The sequence below is a fragment of the Bradyrhizobium sp. 137 genome, from assembly GCF_023074095.1.
GTDB lineage: Bacteria > Pseudomonadota > Alphaproteobacteria > Rhizobiales > Xanthobacteraceae > Bradyrhizobium.
In genome coordinates, this window is record NZ_JADPKU010000027.1 from 1 (window position 1) to 24,338 (window position 24,338).

At 62.0% G+C, this 24,338-nt stretch carries 16 protein-coding genes and 8 pseudogenes; 5 read left to right on the forward strand and 19 right to left on the reverse strand.

Annotated elements, in window-relative coordinates; all coding sequences use genetic code 11:
• Both IVA78_RS05220 and istB read left to right on the forward strand, forming a co-directional pair.
• Positions 1-334 (forward strand): annotated as a pseudogene (locus IVA78_RS05220) (IS21 family transposase); the annotation flags it as partial.
• Positions 334-1,194 carry an IS21-like element helper ATPase IstB gene (gene istB, locus IVA78_RS05225; RefSeq protein WP_276017350.1) on the forward strand — a complete coding sequence of 287 codons (861 nt, stop codon included), beginning with the start codon at positions 334-336 and terminating at the stop codon, positions 1,192-1,194. The pseudogene IVA78_RS05220 and the gene istB, both read left to right, overlap by 1 nt.
• An 894-nt stretch (positions 1,195-2,088) precedes the next feature.
• Here the strand turns inward: istB and IVA78_RS05230 are convergent.
• From IVA78_RS05230 to IVA78_RS05250, 5 genes and pseudogenes are all read right to left on the reverse strand, one after another.
• Positions 2,089-3,816: a DUF3363 domain-containing protein gene (locus IVA78_RS05230; RefSeq protein WP_247464679.1), complete on the reverse strand. Its 1,728-nt coding sequence runs from the start codon at positions 3,814-3,816 to the stop codon at positions 2,089-2,091.
• A 547-nt stretch (positions 3,817-4,363) separates the two neighbouring features.
• Positions 4,364-5,453 (reverse strand): annotated as a pseudogene (locus tag IVA78_RS05235) (IS110 family transposase).
• A gap of 193 nt (positions 5,454-5,646) precedes the next feature.
• Complete coding sequence (locus IVA78_RS05240; RefSeq protein WP_346275287.1) at positions 5,647-6,240, reverse strand: lytic transglycosylase domain-containing protein; 594 nt, start codon at positions 6,238-6,240, stop codon at positions 5,647-5,649.
• Positions 6,241-6,545: 305 nt separating this feature from the next.
• Positions 6,546-7,010, reverse strand: coding sequence for a S26 family signal peptidase (locus IVA78_RS05245; RefSeq protein WP_247278029.1), 465 nt, complete (start codon positions 7,008-7,010; stop codon positions 6,546-6,548).
• A 41-nt stretch (positions 7,011-7,051) separates the two neighbouring features.
• Positions 7,052-7,516: a DUF2840 domain-containing protein gene (locus IVA78_RS05250; RefSeq protein ID WP_247464684.1), complete on the reverse strand. Its 465-nt coding sequence runs from the start codon at positions 7,514-7,516 to the stop codon at positions 7,052-7,054.
• A 168-nt stretch (positions 7,517-7,684) separates the two neighbouring features.
• Here IVA78_RS05250 and IVA78_RS05255 point away from each other — a divergent pair, with 168 nt between their 5' ends.
• Complete coding sequence (locus tag IVA78_RS05255; RefSeq protein ID WP_247464687.1) at positions 7,685-8,524, forward strand: IS110 family transposase; 840 nt, start codon at positions 7,685-7,687, stop codon at positions 8,522-8,524.
• A gap of 790 nt (positions 8,525-9,314) precedes the next feature.
• Here IVA78_RS05255 and IVA78_RS05260 read toward each other — a convergent pair.
• The 3 genes and pseudogenes from IVA78_RS05260 to IVA78_RS05270 form a co-directional block, all read right to left on the reverse strand.
• Positions 9,315-10,217 (reverse strand): annotated as a pseudogene (locus tag IVA78_RS05260) (replication initiator protein A).
• 3 nt (positions 10,218-10,220) lie between these two features.
• Complete coding sequence (locus IVA78_RS05265; protein WP_148742779.1) at positions 10,221-10,499, reverse strand: helix-turn-helix domain-containing protein; 279 nt, start codon at positions 10,497-10,499, stop codon at positions 10,221-10,223.
• Between the two features lie 124 nt (positions 10,500-10,623).
• On the reverse strand, positions 10,624-10,920 hold the full coding sequence (locus IVA78_RS05270) for a DUF2285 domain-containing protein (protein WP_247278032.1): 297 nt from the start codon (positions 10,918-10,920) through the stop codon (positions 10,624-10,626).
• A 7-nt stretch (positions 10,921-10,927) separates the two neighbouring features.
• Here IVA78_RS05270 and IVA78_RS05275 point away from each other — a divergent pair.
• Positions 10,928-11,104, forward strand: a pseudogene (locus IVA78_RS05275) (helix-turn-helix transcriptional regulator); the annotation flags it as partial.
• 70 nt (positions 11,105-11,174) lie between these two features.
• Here IVA78_RS05275 and IVA78_RS05280 read toward each other — a convergent pair.
• The 5 genes and pseudogenes from IVA78_RS05280 to IVA78_RS05300 form a co-directional block, all read right to left on the reverse strand.
• Positions 11,175-11,308 (reverse strand): annotated as a pseudogene (locus tag IVA78_RS05280) (DUF736 family protein); the annotation flags it as partial.
• Positions 11,309-11,493: 185 nt separating this feature from the next.
• Positions 11,494-11,673: a hypothetical protein gene (locus IVA78_RS05285; protein ID WP_247278033.1), complete on the reverse strand. Its 180-nt coding sequence runs from the start codon at positions 11,671-11,673 to the stop codon at positions 11,494-11,496.
• A 95-nt stretch (positions 11,674-11,768) separates the two neighbouring features.
• Positions 11,769-11,963 (reverse strand): hypothetical protein, encoded by a 195-nt coding sequence (locus IVA78_RS05290; protein ID WP_247278034.1) that lies wholly within the window; start codon positions 11,961-11,963, stop codon positions 11,769-11,771.
• A 3-nt stretch (positions 11,964-11,966) separates the two neighbouring features.
• A pseudogene (locus tag IVA78_RS05295) lies at positions 11,967-12,768 on the reverse strand (ferredoxin--NADP reductase).
• 2,617 nt (positions 12,769-15,385) lie between these two features.
• Positions 15,386-15,706, reverse strand: coding sequence for a DUF736 domain-containing protein (locus IVA78_RS05300; RefSeq protein WP_247278035.1), 321 nt, complete (start codon positions 15,704-15,706; stop codon positions 15,386-15,388).
• Between the two features lie 410 nt (positions 15,707-16,116).
• Between IVA78_RS05300 and IVA78_RS05305 the strand changes: the two are divergent.
• Positions 16,117-16,277: pseudogene (locus IVA78_RS05305) on the forward strand (DUF736 family protein); the annotation flags it as partial.
• Between the two features lie 102 nt (positions 16,278-16,379).
• Here the strand turns inward: IVA78_RS05305 and IVA78_RS05310 are convergent.
• The 6 genes and pseudogenes from IVA78_RS05310 to IVA78_RS05335 form a co-directional block, all read right to left on the reverse strand.
• On the reverse strand, positions 16,380-16,730 hold the full coding sequence (locus IVA78_RS05310; RefSeq protein WP_346275288.1) for a hypothetical protein: 351 nt from the start codon (positions 16,728-16,730) through the stop codon (positions 16,380-16,382).
• A gap of 139 nt (positions 16,731-16,869) precedes the next feature.
• Entirely contained in the window at positions 16,870-17,793 is a 924-nt protein-coding gene (locus tag IVA78_RS05315) for a DUF2493 domain-containing protein (protein ID WP_247278036.1), read from the reverse strand.
• 333 nt (positions 17,794-18,126) lie between these two features.
• Entirely contained in the window at positions 18,127-19,188 is a 1,062-nt protein-coding gene (locus tag IVA78_RS05320) for a toprim domain-containing protein (RefSeq protein WP_247464692.1), read from the reverse strand.
• Positions 19,188-21,488, reverse strand: coding sequence for a strawberry notch C-terminal domain-containing protein (locus IVA78_RS05325; RefSeq protein ID WP_247419223.1), 2,301 nt, complete (start codon positions 21,486-21,488; stop codon positions 19,188-19,190). The genes IVA78_RS05320 and IVA78_RS05325 overlap by 1 nt, the downstream gene beginning before the upstream one ends.
• Positions 21,489-21,667: 179 nt before the next feature.
• Positions 21,668-22,771 (reverse strand): annotated as a pseudogene (locus tag IVA78_RS05330) (ParB/Srx family N-terminal domain-containing protein).
• A 108-nt stretch (positions 22,772-22,879) separates the two neighbouring features.
• Entirely contained in the window at positions 22,880-23,836 is a 957-nt protein-coding gene (locus tag IVA78_RS05335; RefSeq protein WP_247464694.1) for a zincin-like metallopeptidase domain-containing protein, read from the reverse strand.
• Positions 23,837-24,338 lie beyond the last annotated feature (502 nt).

Below are 24,338 nucleotides of genomic sequence, written 5' to 3' on the forward strand. Positions count from 1 at the left end.
ACTGACCCGCGTCGTCGGCAATGATTGCGCCGTCGAGATCGACACGAACAGCTACTCGGTACCGTGGCGCCTGATTGGCGAGCGCGTGGCGGTAACGATCGCGGCCGGCGAAGTGCGGATCCGCCATGGATTGCACCAGGTAGCAGTGCACAAGCTATCGGAGGGTCGCCGGCTGCGGATCATCGACTTTGCCCATCTCGATGGTGTTGCTGGTCGCAACGGCGCGGTCCGCCGGCCGGAGATTGCTGCGGCGACGGTACCGGGATCGTCTCCACCGCCCTCGTTGTTGCGTCCTCTTGCCGAATACGAAGCCGTGATTGGAGGGAGCTTCTGATGGCACGGGCAAAGAACGTAATTGAAGCAACAACCGATCCGCTAGACGCCATGCTGGCGCGATTGCAGCTCTCCGGCATTCGCGACCAGCTCGACAGCCTGCTCGACGAGGCGGCGCGCGCGAACCTGTCGGCGCGTGAGACGCTGATCCTGCTGTGCGAGCGCGAGATCGCGCGCAAGGATCATCGCCGCATCGAGATGGCGCTGAAGCTCGCACACTTCCCGGCCGTGAAGGAGCTTGCGGGCTTCGACTTCGAAGCGCAGCCATCGATCGACCCAAAGCAAATCCGCGACCTGGCCGCATCACGTTGGATAGCCAACGGAGAGAACGTGCTGCTGCTCGGCCCGCCAGGCGTAGGTAAGACGCACTTGTCGATCGCTCTCGGGCGAGAGGCGATCCTGGCCGGATACACCGTGCAGTTCACCACTGCGACGACGCTGGTCGCAGGCCTTGCCAAGGCGCACGGCGAGCGACGCCTGGACGAGAAACTGCTCGCGCTGTCGAAGCCAAAGCTGCTCATCGTCGACGAACTCGGCTACTTGCCGCTTGAACCTGACGCGGCGCATCTGTTCTTCCAACTGGTCAGCCGGCGCTACGAAACCGGCGCCATGCTGATCACGTCGAACCGCAGCGTTGCCGAATGGGGCACAGTGTTCGCCGATCCCGTGGTCGCCACCGCGATCCTCGACCGGCTCCTGCACCACAGCCACGTGCTGACGATCCGAGGCGACAGCTATCGGCTCCGCGCCAAGCGCAAGAGCGGCCTCATCAAGACGCTGACCGCCGGTGACGGCCCTCCGGTCGGCTCCGCCTCCCTCCGGCCCGCCACCGGCGGAAACAACCTTCAACCGAGATCATAATCGCGATGGTGGGGGCAGTTCTTCATGACGCAAAGGGGGCAGTTCCGGATGGCGTTTGACAATGGGACGACACTGCCGGGCCGACGGTCATCTAGATACTCCCGCACATCGTGTCGAGCGAGTCCCCTCCAGCCGGTCGCCTGTTGATGCCCTTGGTCAGCCAGATGCTTGGATGTTGTACGTCAGCTGTTGCGGTCTCTCTGGAAACTGGGACAGGCGAACTGGCGTTCGCCAAATCTTCATTGCGCGATTCGGGTTGCACTTCGGCTATCCGCTATCAAAGCCGGCTTGCCGGCCCGGAGCTGTCCGATTGCTCGCGGGCCTGCCTGCGCGGATAACCTCGCGAATGCCTCCAGACAAAATTCGAGCAGGTTAAATCGTTATTCGCCCGCTCGATGACACGCCCACAACTGGTCCAGCAAACTGGACTCTGCCGGTCGGAAAGTCGGTGCGCGAAGCGCCGGAGTCTTCTGCGGAGCATCTGACCATCAGCATCCGAGACCAGCACGCACGGAAGTATCGTCACCGCCATCACGCCACAGCCAGACACCTTCCGATCACTTGAAGATCGAAGGTCCCATGCCGTTTCCGCTACAGGGGATGGCCATCTAGATTCGAAGGGTTCTGCTGTCCGATTTAGCCGTTGAGAGTCTCAGCGACCTAAAGGTGAACGGCGCATTTTTCCACACAGCTGCGTCCAGTCGATGATCGAGCGCCACCAAGGTCGAGGGAACCCGGAGGCGATGAAGAGATCGTTTCAGAACGGTGGACCCTCCATTCGCTATTCGCTGCTCACTATCGCTCCTCTCCCATTTTCCGCCTCGACCTGTCGCGCGAGGCAACCAAGTCTTCCCTGCCGTGCAATTCGGCGTAGTGCAGCGCCATCGCCTCAGGTCAGAGCGATAGGCCGCGCTTGCGCCCGAAGTCCCAGTCCACGCTGCCTGGACCGGCGATGCCGCTGACCTGCTTTCCCAACTCCCGCTCGAGCGAAGGCGACCAGGGCACAAGCTGAAAGCCGAGGCCGTTGTCGATCATCGCGAAGCGCCCGGAGGCCAGTGAGAGGCGTCGACGATAAACCCCCGAAATCTGCTCACCTACATCAGATGACAGGTGCGGAAGCCCCGTTTCCTCCATGAGCCGTCGTGTGACGACATCGAGTTCGCGGTCGCGGAGGGTTTCGATCAGGTTGCGGCTTAGCCGGACCTTGTTGCCATCGCGCTGGGCGAGCCCTTGGTCGGCCAAAACGTCGATGCGCCGTTCAAGTGCTGCACGAACCTCCGCGCCAAACGCATTGCGCGAGAGCTCGGCAGGATCTCGCGCAACGAGCTGCCGGTCTAGCCACGTTGCTCCATCCGCCGCGACCTGGTGGTCCAGAACGAGCTCCGAGCGAACCGCGAGCGCAATCCGTGTTCGACCACGAACGTCCGCAAACCGGCGCAGTTCCACAATCCCGCCGATCGGCCCATCGCCGGCCGCCTCGACGTCAGGAAGCTTCACGTGATGCACGCGCCCGTCAATCCCATCGACAATGGCAAAGGCTGTGCCCTTCAGCTCGTCATCAAGCCCGCGCGCGATGAGACGGCCAACGATCGGTTCGCCATGAGTTTCGCCCTCCAGTGCCCAGGATGCGGGGGTGCGGCTGGCGCCGTCCCGCGTGAGGGTTTTGTGCAGCCGCTTGATGATGTCACCGCGCTCACCCAGCTCTCGCAACCTCGCCTCCGCATCGGCGGCCAGAACCCAGACCGCGGGGCCAGCAGGTTCCGCCAAGCCGAGCCGCTCGAGCGTCCGCATCCGCCCGATCCGAATTTCCCGCAATGGATCGCGCCCGGCATCCCGCTCGAACCTAAAATCGATAACGCCGTCCGCCGTCCCCGCTTCCCGGGCAAGCGTCCGATCGAGCCTGGTCCAGCGTTCGGCTGTCGTGTCCGCCTCAAGGCTCTGGCGGATCTCGAGCTCCGAACGAGGGCCGAGTTCGCGCGTGACAAGGTCGCTGGCGCGGGCGCGCAAGCCGATAGCGATATAATCGCGACTGATGACGAGGTCGGCACCGTCATCGGTACGGCCCCGCACGAGGATGTGAATGTGCGGATGCTCGGTATTCCAATGGTCGACCGCGACCCAGTCAAGCCGTGCGCCAAGGTCGCGCGAGGCTTGGTCCATCAGCTCCCGAGTGAAGCTACGCAGGCTGGCAAGTTCACCAGCATCATCAGGCGAGACGATGAACCTAAAATGATGGCGGTCACCCTCGCAACGCGTGACGAACGCGCGACCGTCCGCATCATCCCCCGCAGCGTCGAATAGTTTGCCCGGAGCGCCGTCGCGAGTGACTCCGTCGCGCTGCAGGTAACCGATATGGCCGCGCAACGCGCCCGGCGAACGCATCCGCCGTACCACCCGCGCCTTGACGATAGCGCCGCGGCCGCGGGCGTTGAGGAGCCGTGCCGCAGCGATGCTCGCGGCGCGGCCGCGTCCAAACTTACGGCCGTGGCCATCCTTACCTCGCGAGAGGCCGCCGGCCTTCTGAGCGGCTGTGAGTACCTGCGCCAGAAACAGCTTTGTCCGGGGCGCGCGCGTGGAACGGATACGGCCGGGACGGATCCGAAGATCATCGTCGCGCGTCATTCCGGCCGCCGCAAGGCATCGAAAACCGTGTAAGAACAGCGCCTTGGGGAAAGCTGAACTTTTCTCCGAGTCGCCGCAATGTTTAGTTGATCATTGAAATCGATACGCTTTCTCGCACAACCGACCGGCCGCACCTTGCGGCTTTTATCCTGCCCTCTTAATCGGTCGTGTCGTCTCTCTGATCTCACCCATTCTCGCTTCCTTTCTCGCTTGCGACAAGGCCCTCTGCGCCACGCTTGAACACGCTGCGCCACCACAGCCACGAGTCCCGGTGCGCCGTGCACTCTTCCGCGCTCATCGACGGCATAATCTCGCTGCAGCAAGGCAGCGCGGACGCCGTCGCGGCGCATCTTTCCATCGGCATGACGGAGCCACATCACAGGCAGTCCGGCGTGGTCCACATTGCACGTCACGTGCGTGGCCACAGGCAAGATAGCGTGCGTTCCGTCGTCGTTGATCTGCACCAGGTCTCTTCCGCTTGTGGCGGAGCTCCGTGTTCAAAGCCTTGCGGTCATCGGGTCATTGATCTGCAATTGGCTCGGGCTGGTCATGCATGGGCTCCGAGCAGCTTGCGGTGCTTCGCGGCGGCACGTGCGCTCACGTCCGCCCTCGATGCGCCCGGATCGCCACAATAAAACGTGCCATCGACCCACATCGCATGCATGATCACCGCAAGCTTGCGTGCCACCGCAACGGTCGCCTTGCGGTGGCTGGTGCGCTTGGCGATCGCAAGCCCCCAGCTCTTGACCTTGTCCTTGCGCTTGAAGCGGGTCAGCAACGCACTTGCCGCCTCATAAAGCGCCCGCCGCACGTCGCCATCGCCCGCCTTGCTGATCCGCCCCTGCACGTCGATCGACGTGCCGGACTGCCAACGCCGCGACGTCAAGCCAAAATAGGCCGCCACGTCACGCGACCGCTTGAAGCGTGCGGGGTCGTCGATCGCCGTCATGAAGCTCAGTGCGGCCACCGGGCCGACGCCGGGGATCTGCATGAAGCGCCGGCACAGTTCATGGCTCGCCACCAGCTTGACCACGAGATGGTGCAGCCGGCAGTACTCTTTCCACAGCGCCGCGCGCGCGTTCAGCATGGCATCGATCAGCTCGCTGACCAGCGCATCACCCGCCACCGCCTCGCGCACCGCTTGCGCAAAGCCGCCGCGGCCAACATGACTGAGGCGAATGCCAAACACCTTCAACGAGTGCCGAATCGCGTTTTCCAGATCGAGAAACTTGCGCTTCAGATTGCGCCGGTGCGTCAGGAGCAGCCGCAGCCGGTAGCAGGCTTCGCTCTTGATATGCGCCTTGCGGAACCAACCGGTGCGCATCAAATGCGCCAGGCCGAGCGCGTCCGTCCGGTCGGTCTTGTTGCGCTGCGCCTTCAGCGCGGCGCGGACGTGGAAGGTTTCCAGACAGACTGCCGGCAGACCGAGCTTCAACAATTCCGGATGCAGCCAGGGCGACAGCGAGCCCGCCTCATGGCCGAGCCGCCGCAGCCGGCCGAGATACGGCGTCAACGCCGCCTTGATCGCGTCCGGATCGGTCACCTACCGCGACCTCCAGCGCCACCTTGCCCTTGTCGTCCACCACGCAGATCGCCGTCTCGTCCATACCGACATCCAGGCCACAGAAGAATTCCATCACACGCCTCCCGCGTTGCTGAGGCGGCGTAGTGTGCGGGTTATTCATCGCGCAGACCACTTGCTCGGCCGCCGCAAGACCCGGCGCGGACCGATTACGGGCGGCCGTCGGCGGTCGGCTCCCCCCTGCTTCCTCCCGGCCATTCTCAAACATGTGAGAACCTTCGAGGCCATGCGACCAAATCCGATTGCTATCACGGAGACTGCACCTTGATTGATCGATACCAAAACAGCCCCGTCGCGCGAGGTACAAGTGCACGGGCAACGGCTTTAGGCGCAGCCTTCGACGAATTCATTGTGCGCACTCCTGATGCAAAGTTGTCGGCAGCGGACGAGCTGCCGCATCGCTCAACAAAAACTGGAGCTTGCTGCCACAGGACGACGTGTCTGGCGGCCGAACCACGGCTGTTGCGTTGCTCAACTCCGATCAATGCTGCGAGTCTGGTCACATATGTTTGCGTTTCTTCTGGAAGCGATCGACCTATCGTCAAATGCTCGTCATACCGCTTCGGTCCCGCATTGTAGGCTGCAAGAAACCCTCCCGATCCGAACCGGTCGAGCATCTCGCGAATGTACGCTGCCCCAGCTATAATATTGTCGTGCGGATCAGACGGATCGATACCGAGATCATGACGAGCGCTCAGTTCGACCCAGGTCGCGGGCATGATTTGCATCAGCCCGAGCGCTCCTCGAGGCGATATGGCGTGCGCATTACCGCCACTTTCGACCTGCATCACGGCATCGATCCAACGCTCCGGGATCGCGAACCGGTGGGAGGCTTCGGTCACGAACGCGGCGTATGCAATGCTACGAGGCAGGGTTATGGAGTGCGCAGCTGGTGCCCGCGATGCGACCTCCGCTCTGGCGCTCGAGGCCGGTCCGAACGTCAGCAGAATTCCCAAAAAGCAAGCAGTGGCCCCACATCGCATTGTGCGGACTGCCGCCAAGTATAAAGTTTCTCCCAGCCGGCCTTGTGGCCGCCTGATCCTGGGGCAATGCGCGCCGATTCTCAAGAAGCTGGCCGAGACGGAGGAACGATGTTGCGAACGGCCGTATGGAGAAATGACAAGCCAACAGGGGAGAGCCGGCATTGTCACTTCTCTCTGGTCCACACCGGGAGCGCTCGCCCAATGACGGCCGATCTCGGCAGAGGTCCGAAATATCGGCCGTCTAGCGAGTCCGCCGACTGCCAGTTCATGAGAAACACTTCGTCCTCAGCAATGACCCAGCAGCCCTGCCAGACCGGCAACGGCCGGCCGCGACGATCGCGCTCGCTTGCCTCACCCATTTGTATGCTGTCGACGATGATTGCGAGGCCCGTTCTGCAGACGGTTTGGCCGGGCAGCGCCAGCACACGCTTGAGCATTGGAAGGCCGCTTGGCAAATAGCCGTTGAGATCGAGAAAAGTCGCGAGCGGGTCTGGAGTTCGAACCGCCACGAGCTCAGTAACGTACAATGGTCCGGCCTCTTGCAGGCGATAGACTCCGATCGGCACGCTGTCCGAGGCATTCCAGATGTACAATGGTGAGGTGTTGTTGACTGGCCAGAGCGCGAGCATTGTGGCCCCACACATCGCAAGAATGTTCCCCAACCGTCCCATCAGAGTGCCAACCTGCGCCGATGGAGCCACGCTTGGTGGCGTGCACGGGTATAAGCTCGTGGCTTTTCATTGACAGAAAGACGGTTGTGGGCGTGATGCCAATACTCGGGGGCTGCATCGGCAGGATCGATGCCCAGTGACTCTACGGAGTCGATCAACTGGAGAACGCGTTCGACCTTTGGCCAACCAGCTAATCGCAGCAGGCTTTCGCCGCCGGGGCTGACCCAAGGCACGGTTGAGTATCGCTGGCCTGGCGCGACGGCGCGTAAAATGTCGATCCGAGACAGGATGGTTCCGAAGTCGTTGGACGTCCAGCGCACCAACGCGAAGATGCTGCCGGGCAAAAACGAGAGAATGCGCCGGTGATGATCAACGATCTTCTCTGATGCAGGTTTACCGAACCGGATTCGATTTTCGATGCGCTTCTCGAGCCACAAGAGCTCAACAGTTGTGAGGTCGCTCACCTGACTGCTCCATATTGTTGAGAGGGATTTGGACGTGCCGAGAATGGCTATCACCGACGCATCGTGCGAGGAGCCTTTGCGTCGGTAGGACGGCTGTAATGACGCTTCGATGGATCGGTTGCTTCGCGACAATCCGGGAACGGAACGGGCGGCGCGTTCCGGCGGAGAATGGTAGAGACGAACGACGGAATTTATGCAGGGCTCGACGTGTCGCTCCAGGCAACGAATGTTTGCGTGGTGGACGGCGACGGCAACGTCGTCCAGGAAGCGACACTCAAGACCGATCCGGACGCGATCGAGCTGTTCTTGGTGGAATGCGGAATCCACGGCCTGGAAGCGTTCTCGTACAGGGCCAGGCTGTTCACGGCGCTTTCCGAAAAGGGCCTCGCCGTGATCTGCATCGAGAGCCGGCACGCCAAGGCGGCGCTGAACGCGATGCTGAACAAGACCCGCCGCAACGCCAAAGGCATTGCGCAGATGATGCGGACCGGTTGGTTCCGTACGGTTCATGTCAAGTCGGAGAGCGCACAGCCGCAGCGCGCGCTGCTGGTCGGGCGCAAGGCGAGGCGCGGCGAGACGCTGGGCATGGAGAACATGATCCACGGCCTGTTGCGCCCGATCGGCCTCAAGGTCGGCGAGATCTCGGTCGGCCGTTTTGACGCGCGGGTGCGCGAGATCATGGCCGGAAAGAGAGAATTGGAAGCGATGGTCGCACCGCTGTTCGACGCCCGCAACGCCATGCGGCTGCAGCTGGCAAAACTGCACCGCCTGGCGCTGGCGGCTGCGCCCAGCGACAGCGCGGTGCGCCGGATGATGACGGCGCCCGGAGTCGGCGCGCTCGTGGCGCCGACGTTTCGCGCCACCGTCGATGATCCGGCGCGATTCAAGAAGTCGTCCAATGTTGCCGCCCATTTCGGACTGACGCCGCGGCGCTATCGATCCGGCCAGACCGACCGGATCGGCAGCATCTTCACATGCGGAGATGAGCTGACGCGAGCGATCCCGTAGGAGGCGGCGATCGCGATCCTCACGCGCATTCCGAAGAGTTTTAAGCTGCGGCTGTGGGGCCTGCGGCTGGCCAGGAAGAAGGGGCTGAAGCGCGTGGCGACCGCGGTGGCGCGCACGCTCGCCGTGCTGCTGCACAAGATCTGGATCGATGGCACGACCTTCCGGTTTGGCGCGGGCGTGAAGCGCGGCCGGCTCCCTGCGGTGGCCTGAGGGCCTCCGCGACCCGGCCGTTTCCACGAGCGGCTTCTTCCGCCGCGGCGGAGCGGCGTCTCCCAACCAGACGGGGATTTGGGTGAGATCGCTACTTTTGCTGCCAGCGGCTTCATGCACACTTTTGAAGCCATCAAGCAGGGCGCTGGCTAGCCTGACCGCCCATTCTCCAGATTCAGGCATGTGGTAGCGGCCGTGCCAACCACGAACCTTAGCGAGTTCTCCTCGACGAGCGAGTAACGGAAACGAACGAGCGTAACGCGGTGGTGACAACGATGCTGCTGATCGCGTGATTTTGCGCGCGATCGCGTCCGCGCGCGTGCGCTCGTGACAAGAATCGCATTGCGGAGAGGCTTTGCGCGTGACAAAGTAAGCGCATGAGGCATCCTCGTTGCACGCGCGGCCGACTTGTTCACAACGTACTGATTCACAACAAGAAGTTAGTGTCAGTATATTAGTAAAGTTAAGAGAGCTGGGAAGATTGCCGTCGCAGTGTTTTAGGTGCGATTTCGTCCCCGGTAGCACGCGGATCGGGTCCCCGATGGCACGAGTCTTCCAGTCCCTGATAACACGAGCGAATTCACAGCTTATCCCCTGCAGGGCTGATGAGGCCAAGCTTTCGCAATGGCCGCGGAGGCGGGTCGATCTGGACGGTGCGAAATTCAATCGTTCTTCGCCATTCAGGTCGTGTGTGATAGCCAGCCGATAGCTCGGCAAGGTCTGATGATGCACGATTTGGCGCCGGTCGTTGGCGAAGTGCTTCAGCGGCGCGAGGCTCCCGGACTTGGCATGCAAGTGCATGAGCCCGAAGCTCCAACCGCTATGCTGATGACCCCCGTGCTTGCGGATGAGGCGATAGAGCCAACGTTCCAGTCCACCGGTCAGATCGAAATACGCGCGATCAATGGTCAGCACGAGCGATTCGTTTAGAACGCCCGTGTAGAACCAATCGGGTAAGATCAACTCAATCGCACGGGCATGCCTGTGCACATCGCTTGTGTGTTTCCATTCGTTTCTCCAGGAGAAGAGATGCCGCGACCGTTCTGTCGGTTGTCGGATTGAGGTCATGACGCTGGTTGATTGCAATCGGTCGAGCGCAGCCTTGAGGCGGTCGTAGTCGCGTACGCTGGTGCCGCGGCCGACGAAGGTCAGGATGTCATAGGGGGTGGTGAACATCAGGCGCGAGGTTTTCAACCCGGCATCACGAGCATCGACAATCTGTGAGGCAGCCCAAATCAGAACGTCCGCGCCCCAGATCGTGCTCCAGGCCATGTTCCGGCACCGCTTCGACACGGATGGTGATGGTGCCCGAGCGGAAGTCGATCGGGACGATCCGCTTCGACTTTGCTAGCGAAAAGAACGGATACGCCATCAAGTCTTGCGCGTCCCGTGCAGCGAGATTGCCAGGACGCGCGCGAAACAGATCGAGTTGGTCGCGCTCTGACCGCCGCCTCCCGCCTGCAGTTGAGTTGCTGTCGGGCATAGGTCAGCGCCGCTCCTTGCCCGCATACGGAATCGGCGTGTGCCGTTTCGCGGGCAGGACTGTGCCTGCGCCAGGATCGCTGGTGGACGTTTTGGCGCCGCGGTCAACCCACGCCGTCAGGTCTTCGAGCGCATACACAACGCGGCCGCCCAGCTTCCGGTACGTCGGGCCTGTGCCATAGGTGCGGTGCTTTTCGAGGGTGCGACCGGACAGTCCGAGAAAGCGCGCCGCCTCGGGCGTGCGCAGGTATCGCGGCGGCAAGCCGGCGTTCGGATCGGGCATTTGCGAGGCTCCGTGGTCGTCTGGAGCGCGACCGGGTTCGGTCGCGCGTCGACGGTCACCATGACGGAGTAGGAGTGCTCAGGGGGATGCCGAAGATGGACCGATGGTTTTCGGCACCCCTGCTCTACTCCCTGCGAGATGGGGGATGCAGTAATGCGCGATAGCCGCCGCGCATCAGAGCCAAGCCGGCTTGCACCAGGCGGATGGTCCGGCTGCGCAGCTCATGGGTTTTCCAGCCGCGTTCAGGGATGCATTTTCGGCCGAACAGCACTTCGGCGATGACGCGATAAGAAGCGCCAAGTGCCCATCGAGTGCGCACAGCGAAGGCCAATCGTTCGCGTCGCTGCGCCGAAAGCTGATAAAATGGGGGTCCTGGGGCGCGGCCGGTGATAGCGCGCCACAACCGACGTGAAGCGTGCACGCGGATCTCCGAGGCGTCCGGCTTTACTCAGCAATACATCAGCGATTTAGAGCGTGGCCGGCGCAATCCCACGATAGTGACGCTGTTCGAACTCGCGAGCACATTAAGCCTTAGCCACGTCGATCTCGTGTTGCCTGATGAGGAATTCTGCAAAGAGCGAACCAAGACGCCGAAGCAAAAATGAAAGGACTTCGGCCAGACGCTTGTTTCGGTTGCTCGGCAGTTGCTGCATGACTTGAACACGAAGCTCCGCCTAGGGTGTAGCCTTCGCCGCCTTCGTCATCGAACAGGTTCGCGTATATCGGCGCGTCGAGGAGGATGGTCAAGCTCGTGTGAGAGGTATTCGCGCGCTTCCTTCGGAGCGCGTTGACCACACTGCGCCTATCTCGCGACTATACTGCGCACCAAATAGCAAGCTTATGAGCCGTTAACCGGCAATTCTTCTATGATGACCGGAAATTAGGGCTTCAAGACCATGGTCACAATAGGCTGCCTAAAGGCGGGCTTTACCATTCCAACACAGCGTCCGCCCAAGGATTGATCAACGAGTGCTAAGCGCTCGGGCCGGCGCTATCATTCACAAGCGTCGACCTCCTCGTCGGGGAATTTCTCAGCGTCCAGCTCCAGCCTGTTTTTCGCCTTTTCCAGCTCCCGTGTGACTAGCACGTAGTCTTCGAACGTGCTCGAGCCGCTGATCTGCGTGTCGATCAACAGCCGCAGCTCGTGCCTGAACTGATACTTGCTGACGATCATTCGCCTTTCCTACTATTGCTGGGTTCAGGTACGAGATCCAACTTTTCGAGCTGGCGCGTCGAACAGTTTGCGCTACTTCGGCGTCGCTCAGAGACTCACGAGCGCTCCGACTTTCCGCCCCCGACGCTCTTTACGACGTTGCGCAAAACGATTTCAGAAAGCTGCACTACCTGCCGTTTGAGAAACACAACCAGCTGTGTGAGACGAAGAATTTCTTGTTTGCAGCGCTCTAGCTCGCGCTCTTCGTCTGTCATCGTCGATGCTTCATGGCGATTTGTACTTGTCGTCATGGTTCATATGCCCTCCTTCTGCGAGACGAATCTATTTCGTTCTGCGAACTCTTTTTCGAACACGAATTGCGCCGGCTTGCCTTGATCCCCATCGACAACCCTTCGCCACCAATAGCTCGCGGGGATCGCGCACCAAGCCGGGGCTGCCACAGATCATGATGCGGTCATGCTGCGGCTCCAGTTCCGGCAGTTCGATCTCCGCGAACAGCTTGCCTGAAACGATCAGATCGGTGGCCTGGCCGCGGTTACAGAAGCAATCGCGCGTCACGGTCGGATAATAGATCAGCTGGTAGCGCACGAAGTCGCCGACCAGTTCGTCGCACGGCAGTTTTTCCGTGATCATCTCGCCATAGGCGAGCTCGGTGACGCGGCGGCAGCCATGCAGCAGCACGACATTCTCGAATCGCAAATAGGTTTCGGGATCCTTGATGACGCTCAGGAACGGCGCAAGCCCGGTGCCGGTGCCGATAAGATGCAGATTGCGCCCGTCCTCGAGATTATCGATGACCAGCGTCCCCGTCGCCGTGCGGCTGACGATGATCTCGTCACCCTCCTTCAGATGCTGCAGACACGAGGTTAAGGGACCATCCGGTGCCTTGATCGAGAGGAATTCCAACCGGTTCTCGTAATGAGCGCTGGCGAGGCTGTAGGCCCGCAGCAGCGGCTTCTCGTCGACCTTGCGCCCGATCATCGTGAATTCACCGCTACGGAAGCAGAACGACGGATTCCGGGTCGTGGTGAAGCTGAAGAGATTGTCCGTCCAGTGATGGACGCTCAGTACTTTTTCCTGGCTGAACTTGCTCATCTCACCGTCCCGGCGAAACTAAGGCATGATCCGAATCCACGGGCCGCGTTCGCGCAAAGTTTGCATCAGTTTTCCGAATGATCATACTACAAGCACCAGATGAGGCTCTCGATGAAGTAGAGTCGGACCGATAGCTTCGCGCCCACAACCGCTTTGTCTTTCATGTGAAGATCGGCCTGTGTCCCTCCTGTGGCGATCAATCCCAGGCGCTGCCCATTCACGTAGATTATCCAATCGCTTTACTCTTCCGCCCGCCGGCCTCCCCAGATAAACTTTTTGCCCAGTTCACGCGGGCCGGTAGGCTGGCTTTGCCAGCTCACTCCCGGCCGAGTGGCCGTGCCCCTCCTCGAGCAGCCGCAATGGCAGATTTGGGCGCATTTGCTCCGACAAACATAGTACATTGCGAACAAACAATCTCGTTTCGCACGTGAGTGTGGTGTCTCGGCTTCAGTGGAGCGCTTCGTACAAAACACCTGTTCCATCTCGCCTGGACCTTGCGCTCGGTTCCAACGCTACTGGAACGAGAACCCCAACGAGGATCGACGCTCCGAGATTCGCCGAGATATCAATCCCCTGAACATGCTTCCTACGACCGTGTGATTGCTGAAGCAGACTGTAACAACTCTGCGATTCTGCTTAATGCAATGAGGCGCGTGTTCACGGCTAAATCCTGCATCTTGGCCACCTTCTTCGATGGATTTCACGCCGCACATGGTCCCGAACTTTCCCGGACAGCGGCCTTGTCATGACGGCACATGCTCGGTCCGATGCAGACAGCCGCGTGCTTTCAGCCTCCCCTCAAGCAAGGACTAAAGCCGATGCACAAGAGACATGGGCACGGACTTCGAGGTCTGCATCGAGCGGCAGTTCGGCGGAAGGTCCTGTCCTGAACAAGATCGCAACATCACATTGTGTTTGTCGGGGCATTGTACCGGCAGAAGCGTTCGATGAATGGAAGGATGTGATCGGCGGACTTCCTCCATCGGGACGGTTTGGGATGGGCGTTGTGTCGATCAATAAACGAAGTGATGTCTGCCCGGAGGGCGGCGACGCTGCGCCCGCCTGATCTTTTTATCCGGGAGGAGAACGAAGAAAGGCCCGGCCTAGTTGAGCCATGACGAACTGGTCGGGGTCAGGTGCACGTGCCAGCGCTGTCTTTTAGCCATCCATCATTGGATCAGTGCGGACTTATGCGTGGCGCAATTGTCCATGACGAGATGGACCTCGAGCTCGCGCGGCACAGCGGCCTCGATCTCGTCGAGGAACTGACGGAATTTGGCAGCACGGCGACCTCGCTAGCACTTCGCCGTTGGCTCGTGCTGTCGCAATGTCGAGAGCGGCGAACAGCGATGTGGTGCCATGTCTTCTGTAGTCATCCTTCCTTCGGGCCGGCTGGCCGGGACGCATCGGCAGCATGGTGGCTGCGGTCCAGCGCCCGGATTGGGACTTCTCATCCACGCATAGAACGACACGAGCTCCGGCGGCCGGACGTAAAGGCCCACAGCGTCGCGCACTTTGGCCATGAAGTTTGGATCGTGGAGAGCTTGACGGTCTCCGTCGGGTGCGGCTGGAGCCCGAAGGCCGGCCAGATGCGTTGCACGGTCGACACCGACAGGCCGCTGGCTCGCCATGCCGCGGGAACTCCGATGGATGGCGTTCTCAGGGCAACTCTCCAATGTCCTCACGATCGCGGCTTCGATGCGGGCATCCTCAACCGTACGCGGCGCCCGAAGCGTGGCTCGTCGACGCGCCGCTCCACAAAACGCCGCGCCTACCCTCGACCCCTCAAGGCCCAGCTTGGCCGCCACTTCCTTGTTCTGACCGCCTTCCGCGCAGGTCAGCACGATTCGCGCTCGCAGCGCCAGCACCAGAACCGTCTTCCGCCGCGTCGTCAGCGACTTGTTCGGCACGAACTTCATCGCTCAATGTCAGGGAGGCAAGTTGCCGGAGCGCCATGACATTCTCCGTCCCTGCTACATCCTCCATCTTGGCACAGCGACGCAAATCTAATGCAAATCTACGATTGGGGACTTGTGGCTCGGGACACCGGCCGCGGCGCATTTTTGAACCAAAGGTGATGTTGCTCTCCCTGAATGCGCACTACAGCACACCAACCGTGGGTGCCTGTCTGTTGCTGCCCGATGCAAGATCAGCAGACGGTTGCGCAGCGGCGAGGCAGACGCGCTCCGCACAACTGGGACCAGCATCGGCAAGGCCTCGGTTCCCCAAGAGCCACGTGCCTACAGTGCCGGCAGTGACCACTCATATATGGTGGCCTCGGGAGGCAATCTGAGAACCGGAGAATTGATGTTTCTCGACTGGCTGGCCGACACGCTGGGTGTTCACTTGTGCTGAAGGCTCGGTTCAGCCACCCAGAGGAGCGACAACACCGAAGGACTGGCCTAAGGTCGCAAGCCGGCGAGCCAGTTCCAAGAAGAAATAGCACTGCTGCGTAAGAGCGACTTTATGACCACCCAGATCGGTAGTGGCACTGCGAGCTCTAGAAGGCGAAATCACGAATCGACTGCGGCGATGCAGCGGCGCAGCGTTGATGTTTTCGACTTTAGGCTCCAAAAGGAACCCGCCCGATCAACTCGGGCGGGCTTTAGAGCGAGTCTCACTCGCCGTTCTTGCGCGGCCGCGACCAGAGCAGGGTGTACCCCTCGCCGCCTTCGTCATCGAACAGGTTCGCGTAGATCGGTGCGTTGAAGGAGGGATCGTCGAGCTTGAGCGAGAGGTAGTCGCGGCCCTCCTCGGAGCGCTTCGACCAGGCTGCCCCGATCTCCGCCCGGCCCACGTAGATGCGGTGGCTGGGCGCGTTGTCGCTGGAGCGGTTGGTTTCGGCGACGATGCGGACGCCCTTGGTCTGAAGGCTCAGGGTGACGATCTCGCCGTGAAACTCGTTACCGACTTTCTTGAACGAACCGATATTAGCCATGTTACTTCTCCTGTTTGTGTTTCGAGCCCGCGACCACCGCGGCCTCGATGGCGATCTGAAGCCGAAGACGATCGGCGACGCACCCGCTTGAAGGGCCGGAGCGCAGCGGAGGACGCCGTTGTGGCGACTTTCTTGTCTCGCGAGGAATGGGCGAAGCCCAGGGGAAGAAAGTCGCATCAACGGCGTTGCGGCTCAGACGATCGAGGCGCAGCCGGTCTTGGGCCAGATCAAGCCATCAAAGAGGCCACGTGCGTCGCGTGCTGAACCGCAATAAGGAGAAGACGTGGCATATCTCGGTTCCTCTGAACAAGAGCGGCGAACGATCCGGCGTAGAAAGAGAAACAATCTGCTGCAAAGGGCTGAAGTCCTCTTCGAAGGAATGATCAAGGGGCACGCCGCACCGCTGCAGCTACGTGGGTTGGGCCGAAATGGACGCGGATTGGTCAAGGCACTCCGAGAAGGACTGGCTCCCTGCTCGCGTCCCGATGATCCCTCATTCAACGTACCGATCTACGCGAACCTGTTCGATGATGAAGGCGCAAGGGTCATCCCTTGCGGAGAGTGGCGGTAAGAACTGGCTGGAACCGCTCCACCGCCCGACCTGACTCGAGTGGGCGGGTCTTCGCCAAAACTCTCAAGCGCGTTCATGCCGCGCCGCCGATGCAAACCGCACCTAGGCAAGCGAAGGCCTCGCGCCAAGCCAGCGAAGCCCCCCGATCTGCGAAAGCGCAAACACTGCTTCATAGCCGGCGATTGCCGCAGGGACGTCAAATGCGCTTCCGATCGCGACGCGCAAAGTCAAGGACTGACTAGCGGCGATGGCGACCTGACCAGCGGCAAGCGTCAGCGCGCCAGAAGCAATTCTGATGAGCAGTGCACCGAAAACGCCCGCGCCATCACGAAATGCCGACATCCAGACACTGAGTGCGACGAAAAACGGCAAGGCATAGACCGCCAGCGCAAAGGTCAGCCAGCAGAACAAGCCGATGCCGAATGTGTTGAGGACAAGCCGAAGGGCGAGCATGGCGGTGGCTCCAGTGCATAGATGTACTGGTCGCGCCTTCCACCACCACCGCGGCGCGGCTTCGGACCTGATATCGAAACGAGGCGGAGTTGCGGCGTGCAACTCCACCCTGCCATCTTAGATGCGAGCAAGACGGCGCTCACGCGCCGCCGAACTTCCAGACGGGAATGCCGAGCCGCTTCGCCTTGTCGGCGAGATTGTCCTGGATTCCAGTGCCGGGGAAGTACATGACCCCGATCGGCAGGAGCCCGAGCATGGCGTCGTTGCGCTTGAACGGTGCCGCCTTGGCGTGCCTGGTCCAGTCGGGCTTGAAGGCGATTTGCGGTACCTTGCGATTGATCGCCCATTTGGAGGCGATGAGTTCGGCGCCTTTCGGGGAGCCGCCATGGACCAGGACCATGTCGGGATGCTTGCCGTGAACCTTGTCGAGGCGATCCCAGATGAGGTGGTGGTCGTTGAAGTCGAGCCCGCCGGTGAGTGCGATCTTGGGTCCTGGCGGCACCAGGACCTCGGTCTCGGCGCGGCGTTTCGCTGCGATGAAGTCGCGGGAGTCGATCATTGCCGCGGTTAGCGTGCGGTGGTTGACCAGTGACCCCGACCGCGGACGCCAGGACGAACCGGTGTGGACTTCAAAGCGTTCGATCGCCTGGTCGCGGAAGAGTTCCAGGCAGTTGCGGCGCTCGATCAGCGTGATGCCTTCAGCCGTGAGGCGCTCGAGTTCGACCGATCGTACTTCGGAGCCGTTCTGCTCGCGCTGGCTCTTGTGCTGCGCCTGCTCGTTGTCGTCGAGCTGGCGTTCGATGCGATCGACGGCACGACGGAACAAGTTGACGGTCGACCAGAGCAGATCGTCAAGGTCCGGCTCGAGCCGCGTGTCGTTCAGGGTCGCGACCAGGGCGTCGAAGATATCGGCCACGGCCCCGGAGATCATCTTGCCTTCGGGAAGCGGTCTCGGGTCAGGCTGGTCGTCGAAGGGACGGTAGCCGAAGAGCTGTAGTTCGGTGAGGACGTGGTCGGTCGGAGAAGAGGCGTGCGGCGGTTCGACGTCGTCATGGTCGGTCATGGAAGGAGGTCCTTTGCCGGGTTTGGCCGCGCCCTTCGCGGCCTTCGTGGCGATCACTCAGACGGCGGGCGGAACAGGCCAGAACCCGAAGGGCCGAAGCGGCAGCGGAGGATGGCGAAGGCCGGCTATTTTGCTTCGCGATGCAAAGCGCGCTGACTAGACATATGACGTGCGTTTCAATTGCCGGCGCGCGGCGGAAAATAGCCGGACGCAGCCATTGCCGGCCCGGGCCGCTTGCCGTCCGATCGCCCTCTAGAAGGCCGAGGTCGCGTCCCCTTCCGGTATTGGCCTCGCCCATGACCGACCTGTCACGGTCGATCGAACCGTCGTGACCTATTCCGCGGGCACCGTCGACGAATGCAAGAAGCGGACGACATCCTCGGGTACGAGCTGAATCCGCAAGGCCGCTCGGAGACCGTCGAGACCGAAGACGTGCAGATCTTCGTTGAAGTCGCCCAGCCGTGGCGACAACGCGATCGCTTCAATGCCGGCGTCTGCTGCGCGCTGGGTCAGAACGGCGAGCACCGTATCACCGGCGGCATCGGCATCGCGAGCGATATAGAGCCGACGCAAGCCAGACGGCAGCAACATGGCTGCGAGGTGGTTGGCCGAAAGCGCAGCGGCCATCGGCATTGTCGGCAACACGTAGCGCAGCGACAGCATGGTCTCGATGCCCTCGCCGGCGGCGAGTATATCGTCCACCACGCCGAAACGAACGGCATTGCCGAGGAGGTCGCCCATCGCGCGTCGTGGCGTATCGATCGGAGCCTTGCCCAACCGAACGCGATCAAAGCGGACCGGGTCGAGCCAGGTACGGTGTACCCCGGTGATCCTGTCATCGAGATCAGTGACAGAAGCGATCATCGCTGGCCAAGTCTCGATCGGCAGGTGCTCGTCCGGCCGATAGTAGCAGCGCGGGTGGAAACGCAGACTGCCACCATGATGGACGTGAGCTATTCCGCGATTCAGCAAATAGGATTCGACCACGGTCCCCTCGATCGGGCTGGATATTGCAAAGAGCCGACGGGCAGCCTCTTGCGATTTGGCCGGTGCTGCCGGACCGACGGGCCTTGAGAAGAGTTCCGGTTCAGCGCGAGGCAATTTCAGGAAGCGTCTTGCTTCCTCGGCGGTCTCGCGGAAGTCACGCAATCCCAGGCTTTCGCGGATGACGTCGAGGAGATCGCCATGCTCGCCGGTCGCGGCGTCTGTCCATTTGCCGGCAGGCCCCTTCGGCGATTCCTGGAGCCGCACGAACAGCGAGCGCCCCGGGGTGTTGTGGACGTCTCCGACCAGCCAGTACCGCCCTTGCCGCTTGCCGTTGGAGAGATAGTGGCGGCACACCGCCTCGGCCTCACGCGCGAGGCGGCGTGCCAGTTCGATGGCATCGCGGGGCATCAGGCGGCCTCCCGCTCGCTGATGCGCGCGACTGGATACTGCTCAAGCACCTTCGCCAGGATCTCGACGCCGCTCGCGTCGGTGGGCACGAATATGCGCAGCTTCCAGGAGATGATTCCTCCGAAGAGGCCGTAGGCCCGCAAGCGGTCGCGCATCGTGTCGTTGAACCCAGACAGTTCGATGCGGTATGCGCCCATCACCCGGGCACGGCGAAGCTGGAGCCCCTCCGCGAGCTCGAGGACGGTCCGCCCCTCCATCAGCGCGGCGAAGGCCGCGTCCGGCGTCAGTGCCGGCGCGTCAGCCGCAAGGAGGTTCGCGACCCAGGTCGCGGAGACCTTGCGGCCGATGACGCGCTCGCCCGCATCGGTCTGGAGCCGATAGACCCGCGTCGGCTCGTTAGGCAGCCGCTTCCAGATGGGCAGTAGCAAGCCGGCCACGACGTGAATCATGCTTTCCGTGAACTCGGGGACCTCGGCGAGCTCCGCCAGCCAGGCTGCGGCGAAGCCATCACGGTCGGCCTCGACCCAATGGCTTTCCGCCATCATCGTCAAGCGAGCGCTGTGCTGCTCCATGGGGTGGATCAGGCGGACGCGCCGCTCGATCTCGCCGTCATCAAGTATGAAACTCGGAGCCGGGAGCTGTAGGGCGGCACGGCCCGATCGCTCATTGATCAAGAGGACGGCACGATGGTCGGAACGACGAGCAAGAGCATCATCCAGGCTCACCGGATGAGTGCGCTGGCGCTGGGTAATCGTGAGAAGCCGGGTCTCGGCGCCAGTGCCCGGATGGGTATAGATCGTGCTCCGGTCGGTAACGACGAAGCTTTCGGCGCGGAGCGTTTCCAGTCCCAGGTCATAGGTGCCGGATGCGACCGCGCCCTCGATCCGAGCGGCCAAGAGCTGCTCGAACACGGTGAACAGGATGTTCTGAAGTTCGATCGTGAGCGCCAGCAGCCGGTTCAGGAAGGTCGTGATCGGCGGCAGGTCATCCCTGGGCCCGTTGGTATCTGTTAGCTTCAGGCCGGTTGCACCCTCGAATGTCTCAAGTGAGCAGCCGTCGACCTTGCCACGCGCGAGCAGCGTATAGAGCTGGCGCAACGCATCCCGTCCGTACTGGCTTTCGAGATTGTCCTCGGGCCGGAACAGGCCCTGCCCTCCGGTTTGGCGCTGGCCGCGCGTAATCGCTCCCAACGTGTCGAGCCGGCGAGCGATGGTGCTCAAGAAGCGCTTCTCGGCCTTCACGTCGGTCGCAACGGGCCGAAACAGCGGCGGCTGCGCCTGGTTGGTCCGGTTGGTCTGGCCGAGACCCTGGATCGCGGCGTCCGCCTTCCATCCGGGCTCGAGCAAATAGTGGACCCGCAGGCAGCGATTCCTGGCCGACAATTCGGCGTGGTAGCTCCTGCCCGTACCGCCCGCGTCGGAGAACACGAGGATCGCGTAGACAGCGCCGTCGATGGCGGCAGAGAACACAACTCGCGCGCGTCCCTGAAGGCGAACGAAGGCATCTCGCCACGCCGGATTGTCCGGCCCGAAGCTTGCACCCGTGATGGCGACCAGACGCCCACCGTCGCAAAGGCGCGCCAAGGCCGAAGCGATGTGCCGGAGCGCCGCGTCCGCCATTCGCCGATCGACATTCGCCAGCGCCGAGAACGGCGGATTCATTAAGACGACGCTAGGTACGAAATCGGCTTCGAGGTGATCATCGATCTGGGCGGCGTCGAACCGGGTGACCTCAACGCCGGCGAACAGGTGATCCAGCAACTCCGCACGGGGTTCGGACAACTCGTTCAATACCAATGCGCCGCCGGCGAGCTCGCCAAAGATGGCGAGCAAGCCGGTGCCCGCAGACGGCTCCAAAACCCAGTCGGAAGGCGTGATGCAGGCCGCGGTACATGCAGCCAGCCTCAGTGGGATCGGCGTCGAGAATTGTTGAAGCGCCTGGCTGTCCTCGGAACGCCGCGTGTGCGTCGGCAGGAGACTGGCTACTCTCGCCAGCATCGGCAACATCGCCGCCGTCGAACCAGCCTTGGTCCCCATCGCCGGACCGAACTTGCGAAGAAATAGAACGGTGGCCGCCTCGCAGGTGTCATAGGCGGTCTTCCAATTCCAGCTACCTGCCGCATCCGAGGCGCCGAAGGCAGCCTCCATGGCGCCACGCAGGACGGCGGCATCGATGCGCCGGCCGCGTTCGAGATCGGTCAAGAGCTGTCGCGCAGCCCTGACTGCAGCGGAGGTGATAGTGGCAGCGGCACGCATCGGGAGCGGCGCGGCGGCAGCGCCGCTTGCGAGAGAGTCGGTCATGGGATTTCTTTCGGAGAGCAGGAACGGGTCGAATCGCCCGGCGCTCTCCTCAAGACCACGGCGATTCAAACCCATCCCGGCCCCACTCTCCCTCTCAGCCTCGGTCATAAGAATGGGGACCGACGCTGTGCATCGGTCCCCGAGCAAGCGCGGGACAGCCGGAGCCAGCCCTTATGCTGTCACTCAGCCGCGTCGAGCTGTTGCGGATGCTCGTCGCTGCCGTTCTCCGGATCCTCCTCGCCAGCGAGGAATTCTGGCAGCGGGCCCGCTTCACCTTCCGGCTCCGCCGAAGACGGGCTGGAATCGTCGAGGCGCAGCGGCTCCGGCAACCAGCCCGAGCCATCCAGGAGACGCTCGGCCTCCTTGGCCATGTCGGCCTTCTTCAGATGGTCGATCAGTTGCGCCGACGACTCGCCCTTGGCTTCCCGCACCGCCTCCAGAATGCGAGGCTTAGTGACGCGGCCGATGTAGTTGTTGACTTCCAGCCAGCCTGCACCATGTCAACTCCGGCAGCGCGCTAGCACGTTGGCCTGGTCGAGACGCGTGCGGACGCCGTGGGCTGAGACGCGACCCTGATTGTAACGATTGGCCGGCTGATAGACGGCGTTGACCGCAAAGGACGCGCAGTGGGCGAACAGCGACGCCTGTGCACCACCATCGAGAGCCGTCAGCGCATCCCAGAGATCGTTCTCGCTCTTCGGCAACCGTGCGTTCCGGCCCTCATGCCGCACCTCGACAGCCTTAGCCGAGACGCTTTCCCTCAAGCCCGGAGCTTGAGCAGGAAAGGTTGGCGTGCGCAGCCAAATCTCAAGGCAGCTCCCGGACGAAGCAAACCGGTAAAAGGCCGTCAGCACGAAGTTGTGCAGCACTGCCTGGAACGCGATCGCAGGATTTTCGGCCAGCGCATCCCGCAATGCCAGCGTACGGTGCGCCGTCAGTTCAATGATGAGCCGATCTAGCAACGGCCTTGCCGGGTCTTCCTCCTCGGCTTCGCGCACGACACACGGAACGACCTGCGTCTTCACCATGCGCTTCTGCTTGACGAGAAGTTCCAGTGCGCGATAACGTCGACCGCCGAACATGCCGGTTTCGTCACCCTCTCCATCGAGTACAGCCCGGACATTTAGGCTCTGCAAGAGAGTGCGCTGCGCAATGCTTTCCGCGAGCTGCTCGATCGAAACGCCCGCTTTCACGCGCCGCACGTTCGACTGGCTGAGCACCAGCTTGTTGAACGGAATGTCGCGCGAGGGTGACAGCGTGATCTTTTGGACAGCCTTGGTCATGTGGATTCTCCACGACGGGCGGCCGGGAGCCTCTCTCTCGGCCTCCAACCCGTCGCGAAAACCGCATCTCCCCTCTCACTCTCGTTTCCGAAGTGACTGGCAAGATCTTTACGCGGCCTCCTGCTCCGCTCTCTCGGTCGTCATGTCGACAACAACTTCCGGCAAGAATCCAAGGAGATAGTCCGCAACCTTGCTGGCTTGTGAAGCAGCTCGCACAATCGCGCGATTGTCTTCTCGCAGCACTTCAAGCCAGGAGCTAATATAGTCGGCGTGCCGCACCGTCGGCACGATACCGAGCGAAGCGCAACTGAACGCAGACGAGATCTCCGCAACCAGTTCCTCAAACGCGTACTTCCTGGTCCCGTAGCCGCCTGACAAGTCGCGGTTGAGACGTGACGGATGGCCGCTGGCATGCGCCAGCTCATGCAGGGCCGTTCGATGCCAATTGATCGGCTCGAAATAGGCTTGCGGTGGCGGCACCTGCACATAATCTTCTGCCGGCACATAGAAGGCGCGATTGCCGCCGATCCGGAAGTCGATGCTAGTCGCCTTGATAAGCTTTTCGACCCGGGGCTCGATCAGGCCTGGCGGCGGAGGCGGTGCCGTCGTTGTGATCTCGGAAGGCAAGCCCTCGCATTGATCACTGTTGAACACCGTGAAACGCTTGAGGAATGCAATGGCCTGCGCTTCCTCACCGTTCTCGCTCGCGCGCCGCTTTTCGTCGGCCGGCACAAAACGATCGGCGTAGACGATGGTCGTGCCGCGCTCGCCCTTGCGGACGTGACCGCCGAGCAACAGCGCCTGGCGAAATGTAAGCCAGCTCTGACCTGTGAATGCGCGCTCGGTTGCGGCCGCCCAGAGGATTAAGATGTTAATGCCGCTATAGTGGCGACCGGTCGCGGCGCTTTTCGGCAAGGCCAATTGCGCCTTCGCCGCCGCGGAGTCCCATGGCTGCACCCACGGCACTCCGCCGGCTTCCAGCTCGGCGATGATCTTGTTGGTGATTTCGTCATAAAGGCTCGCCCGGTCCTCACCGGTGCACGCCCGAGGATAATATCTGGACATCGCAGGTCTCCGCGACGGGCGGTGCGAGCCTCTCTCGCAGCCTGTAACCCGTCACGGCAAATCCGCACGACACTCTTACTCTCAGCCTCTCCGCGAGAGAGTGCGAAATCTACGAGGCGGCCCGCCTTCCGTCCATTTCATCATAGGGCTTGGCCTTGACCGCCCAGGGCCGCAGGCCCTGATCAGGCGTGCGCCAACGGCGCATCACCTCAGCGGAAAATGGCACCCGGAGAGCGTGAGCATAGCGACCCGAAGGGGCACGCTGGTCCGAGTGCAGCGACGAGACCGGTTAACAGCGGCACCCGGGAACGGGGCAGTGATAGCGATCGCCGAAGGCGAGCCCCCTTTCCCGAGTGCCCCCGGCGAGGAGCTCCGAAGCTCTTGGCGCGAGGGATCGAAGCCGGGACGGCGTGCGCCGTTGAGGCGTGGAGAAGAAGGGAGTGTTCGAAAGAATGGAGCCTGCTGGTTATGGCTCTTACTTGCCCGGCTTACCGGTGTCGGA

Bases quoted from the DNA above. Each gene is read 5' to 3' on its own strand.
- IVA78_RS05245 (WP_247278029.1), bottom strand. From the start codon at position 7,010: ATGCTCGCGCTCTGGCCAGTCAACAACACCTCACCATTGTACATCTGG.
- IVA78_RS05285 (WP_247278033.1), bottom strand. From the start codon at position 11,673: ATGATCGTCAGCAAGTATCAGTTCAGGCACGAGCTGCGGCTGTTGATC.
- IVA78_RS05310 (WP_346275288.1), bottom strand. From the start codon at position 16,730: ATGCTCGCCCTTCGGCTTGTCCTCAACACATTCGGCATCGGCTTGTTC.
- IVA78_RS05325 (WP_247419223.1), bottom strand. From the start codon at position 21,488: ATGACCGACTCTCTCGCAAGCGGCGCTGCCGCCGCGCCGCTCCCGATG.
- IVA78_RS05300 (WP_247278035.1), bottom strand. From the start codon at position 15,706: ATGGCTAATATCGGTTCGTTCAAGAAAGTCGGTAACGAGTTTCACGGC.
- IVA78_RS05320 (WP_247464692.1), bottom strand. From the start codon at position 19,188: ATGCCCCGCGATGCCATCGAACTGGCACGCCGCCTCGCGCGTGAGGCC.
- IVA78_RS05265 (WP_148742779.1), bottom strand. From the start codon at position 10,499: ATGCCCGATCCGAACGCCGGCTTGCCGCCGCGATACCTGCGCACGCCC.
- IVA78_RS05315 (WP_247278036.1), bottom strand. From the start codon at position 17,793: ATGACCGACCATGACGACGTCGAACCGCCGCACGCCTCTTCTCCGACC.
- IVA78_RS05335 (WP_247464694.1), bottom strand. From the start codon at position 23,836: ATGTCCAGATATTATCCTCGGGCGTGCACCGGTGAGGACCGGGCGAGC.
- IVA78_RS05290 (WP_247278034.1), bottom strand. From the start codon at position 11,963: ATGACGACAAGTACAAATCGCCATGAAGCATCGACGATGACAGACGAA.
- IVA78_RS05255 (WP_247464687.1), top strand. From the start codon at position 7,685: ATGGTAGAGACGAACGACGGAATTTATGCAGGGCTCGACGTGTCGCTC.
- istB (WP_276017350.1), top strand. From the start codon at position 334: ATGGCACGGGCAAAGAACGTAATTGAAGCAACAACCGATCCGCTAGAC.
- IVA78_RS05230 (WP_247464679.1), bottom strand. From the start codon at position 3,816: ATGACGCGCGACGATGATCTTCGGATCCGTCCCGGCCGTATCCGTTCC.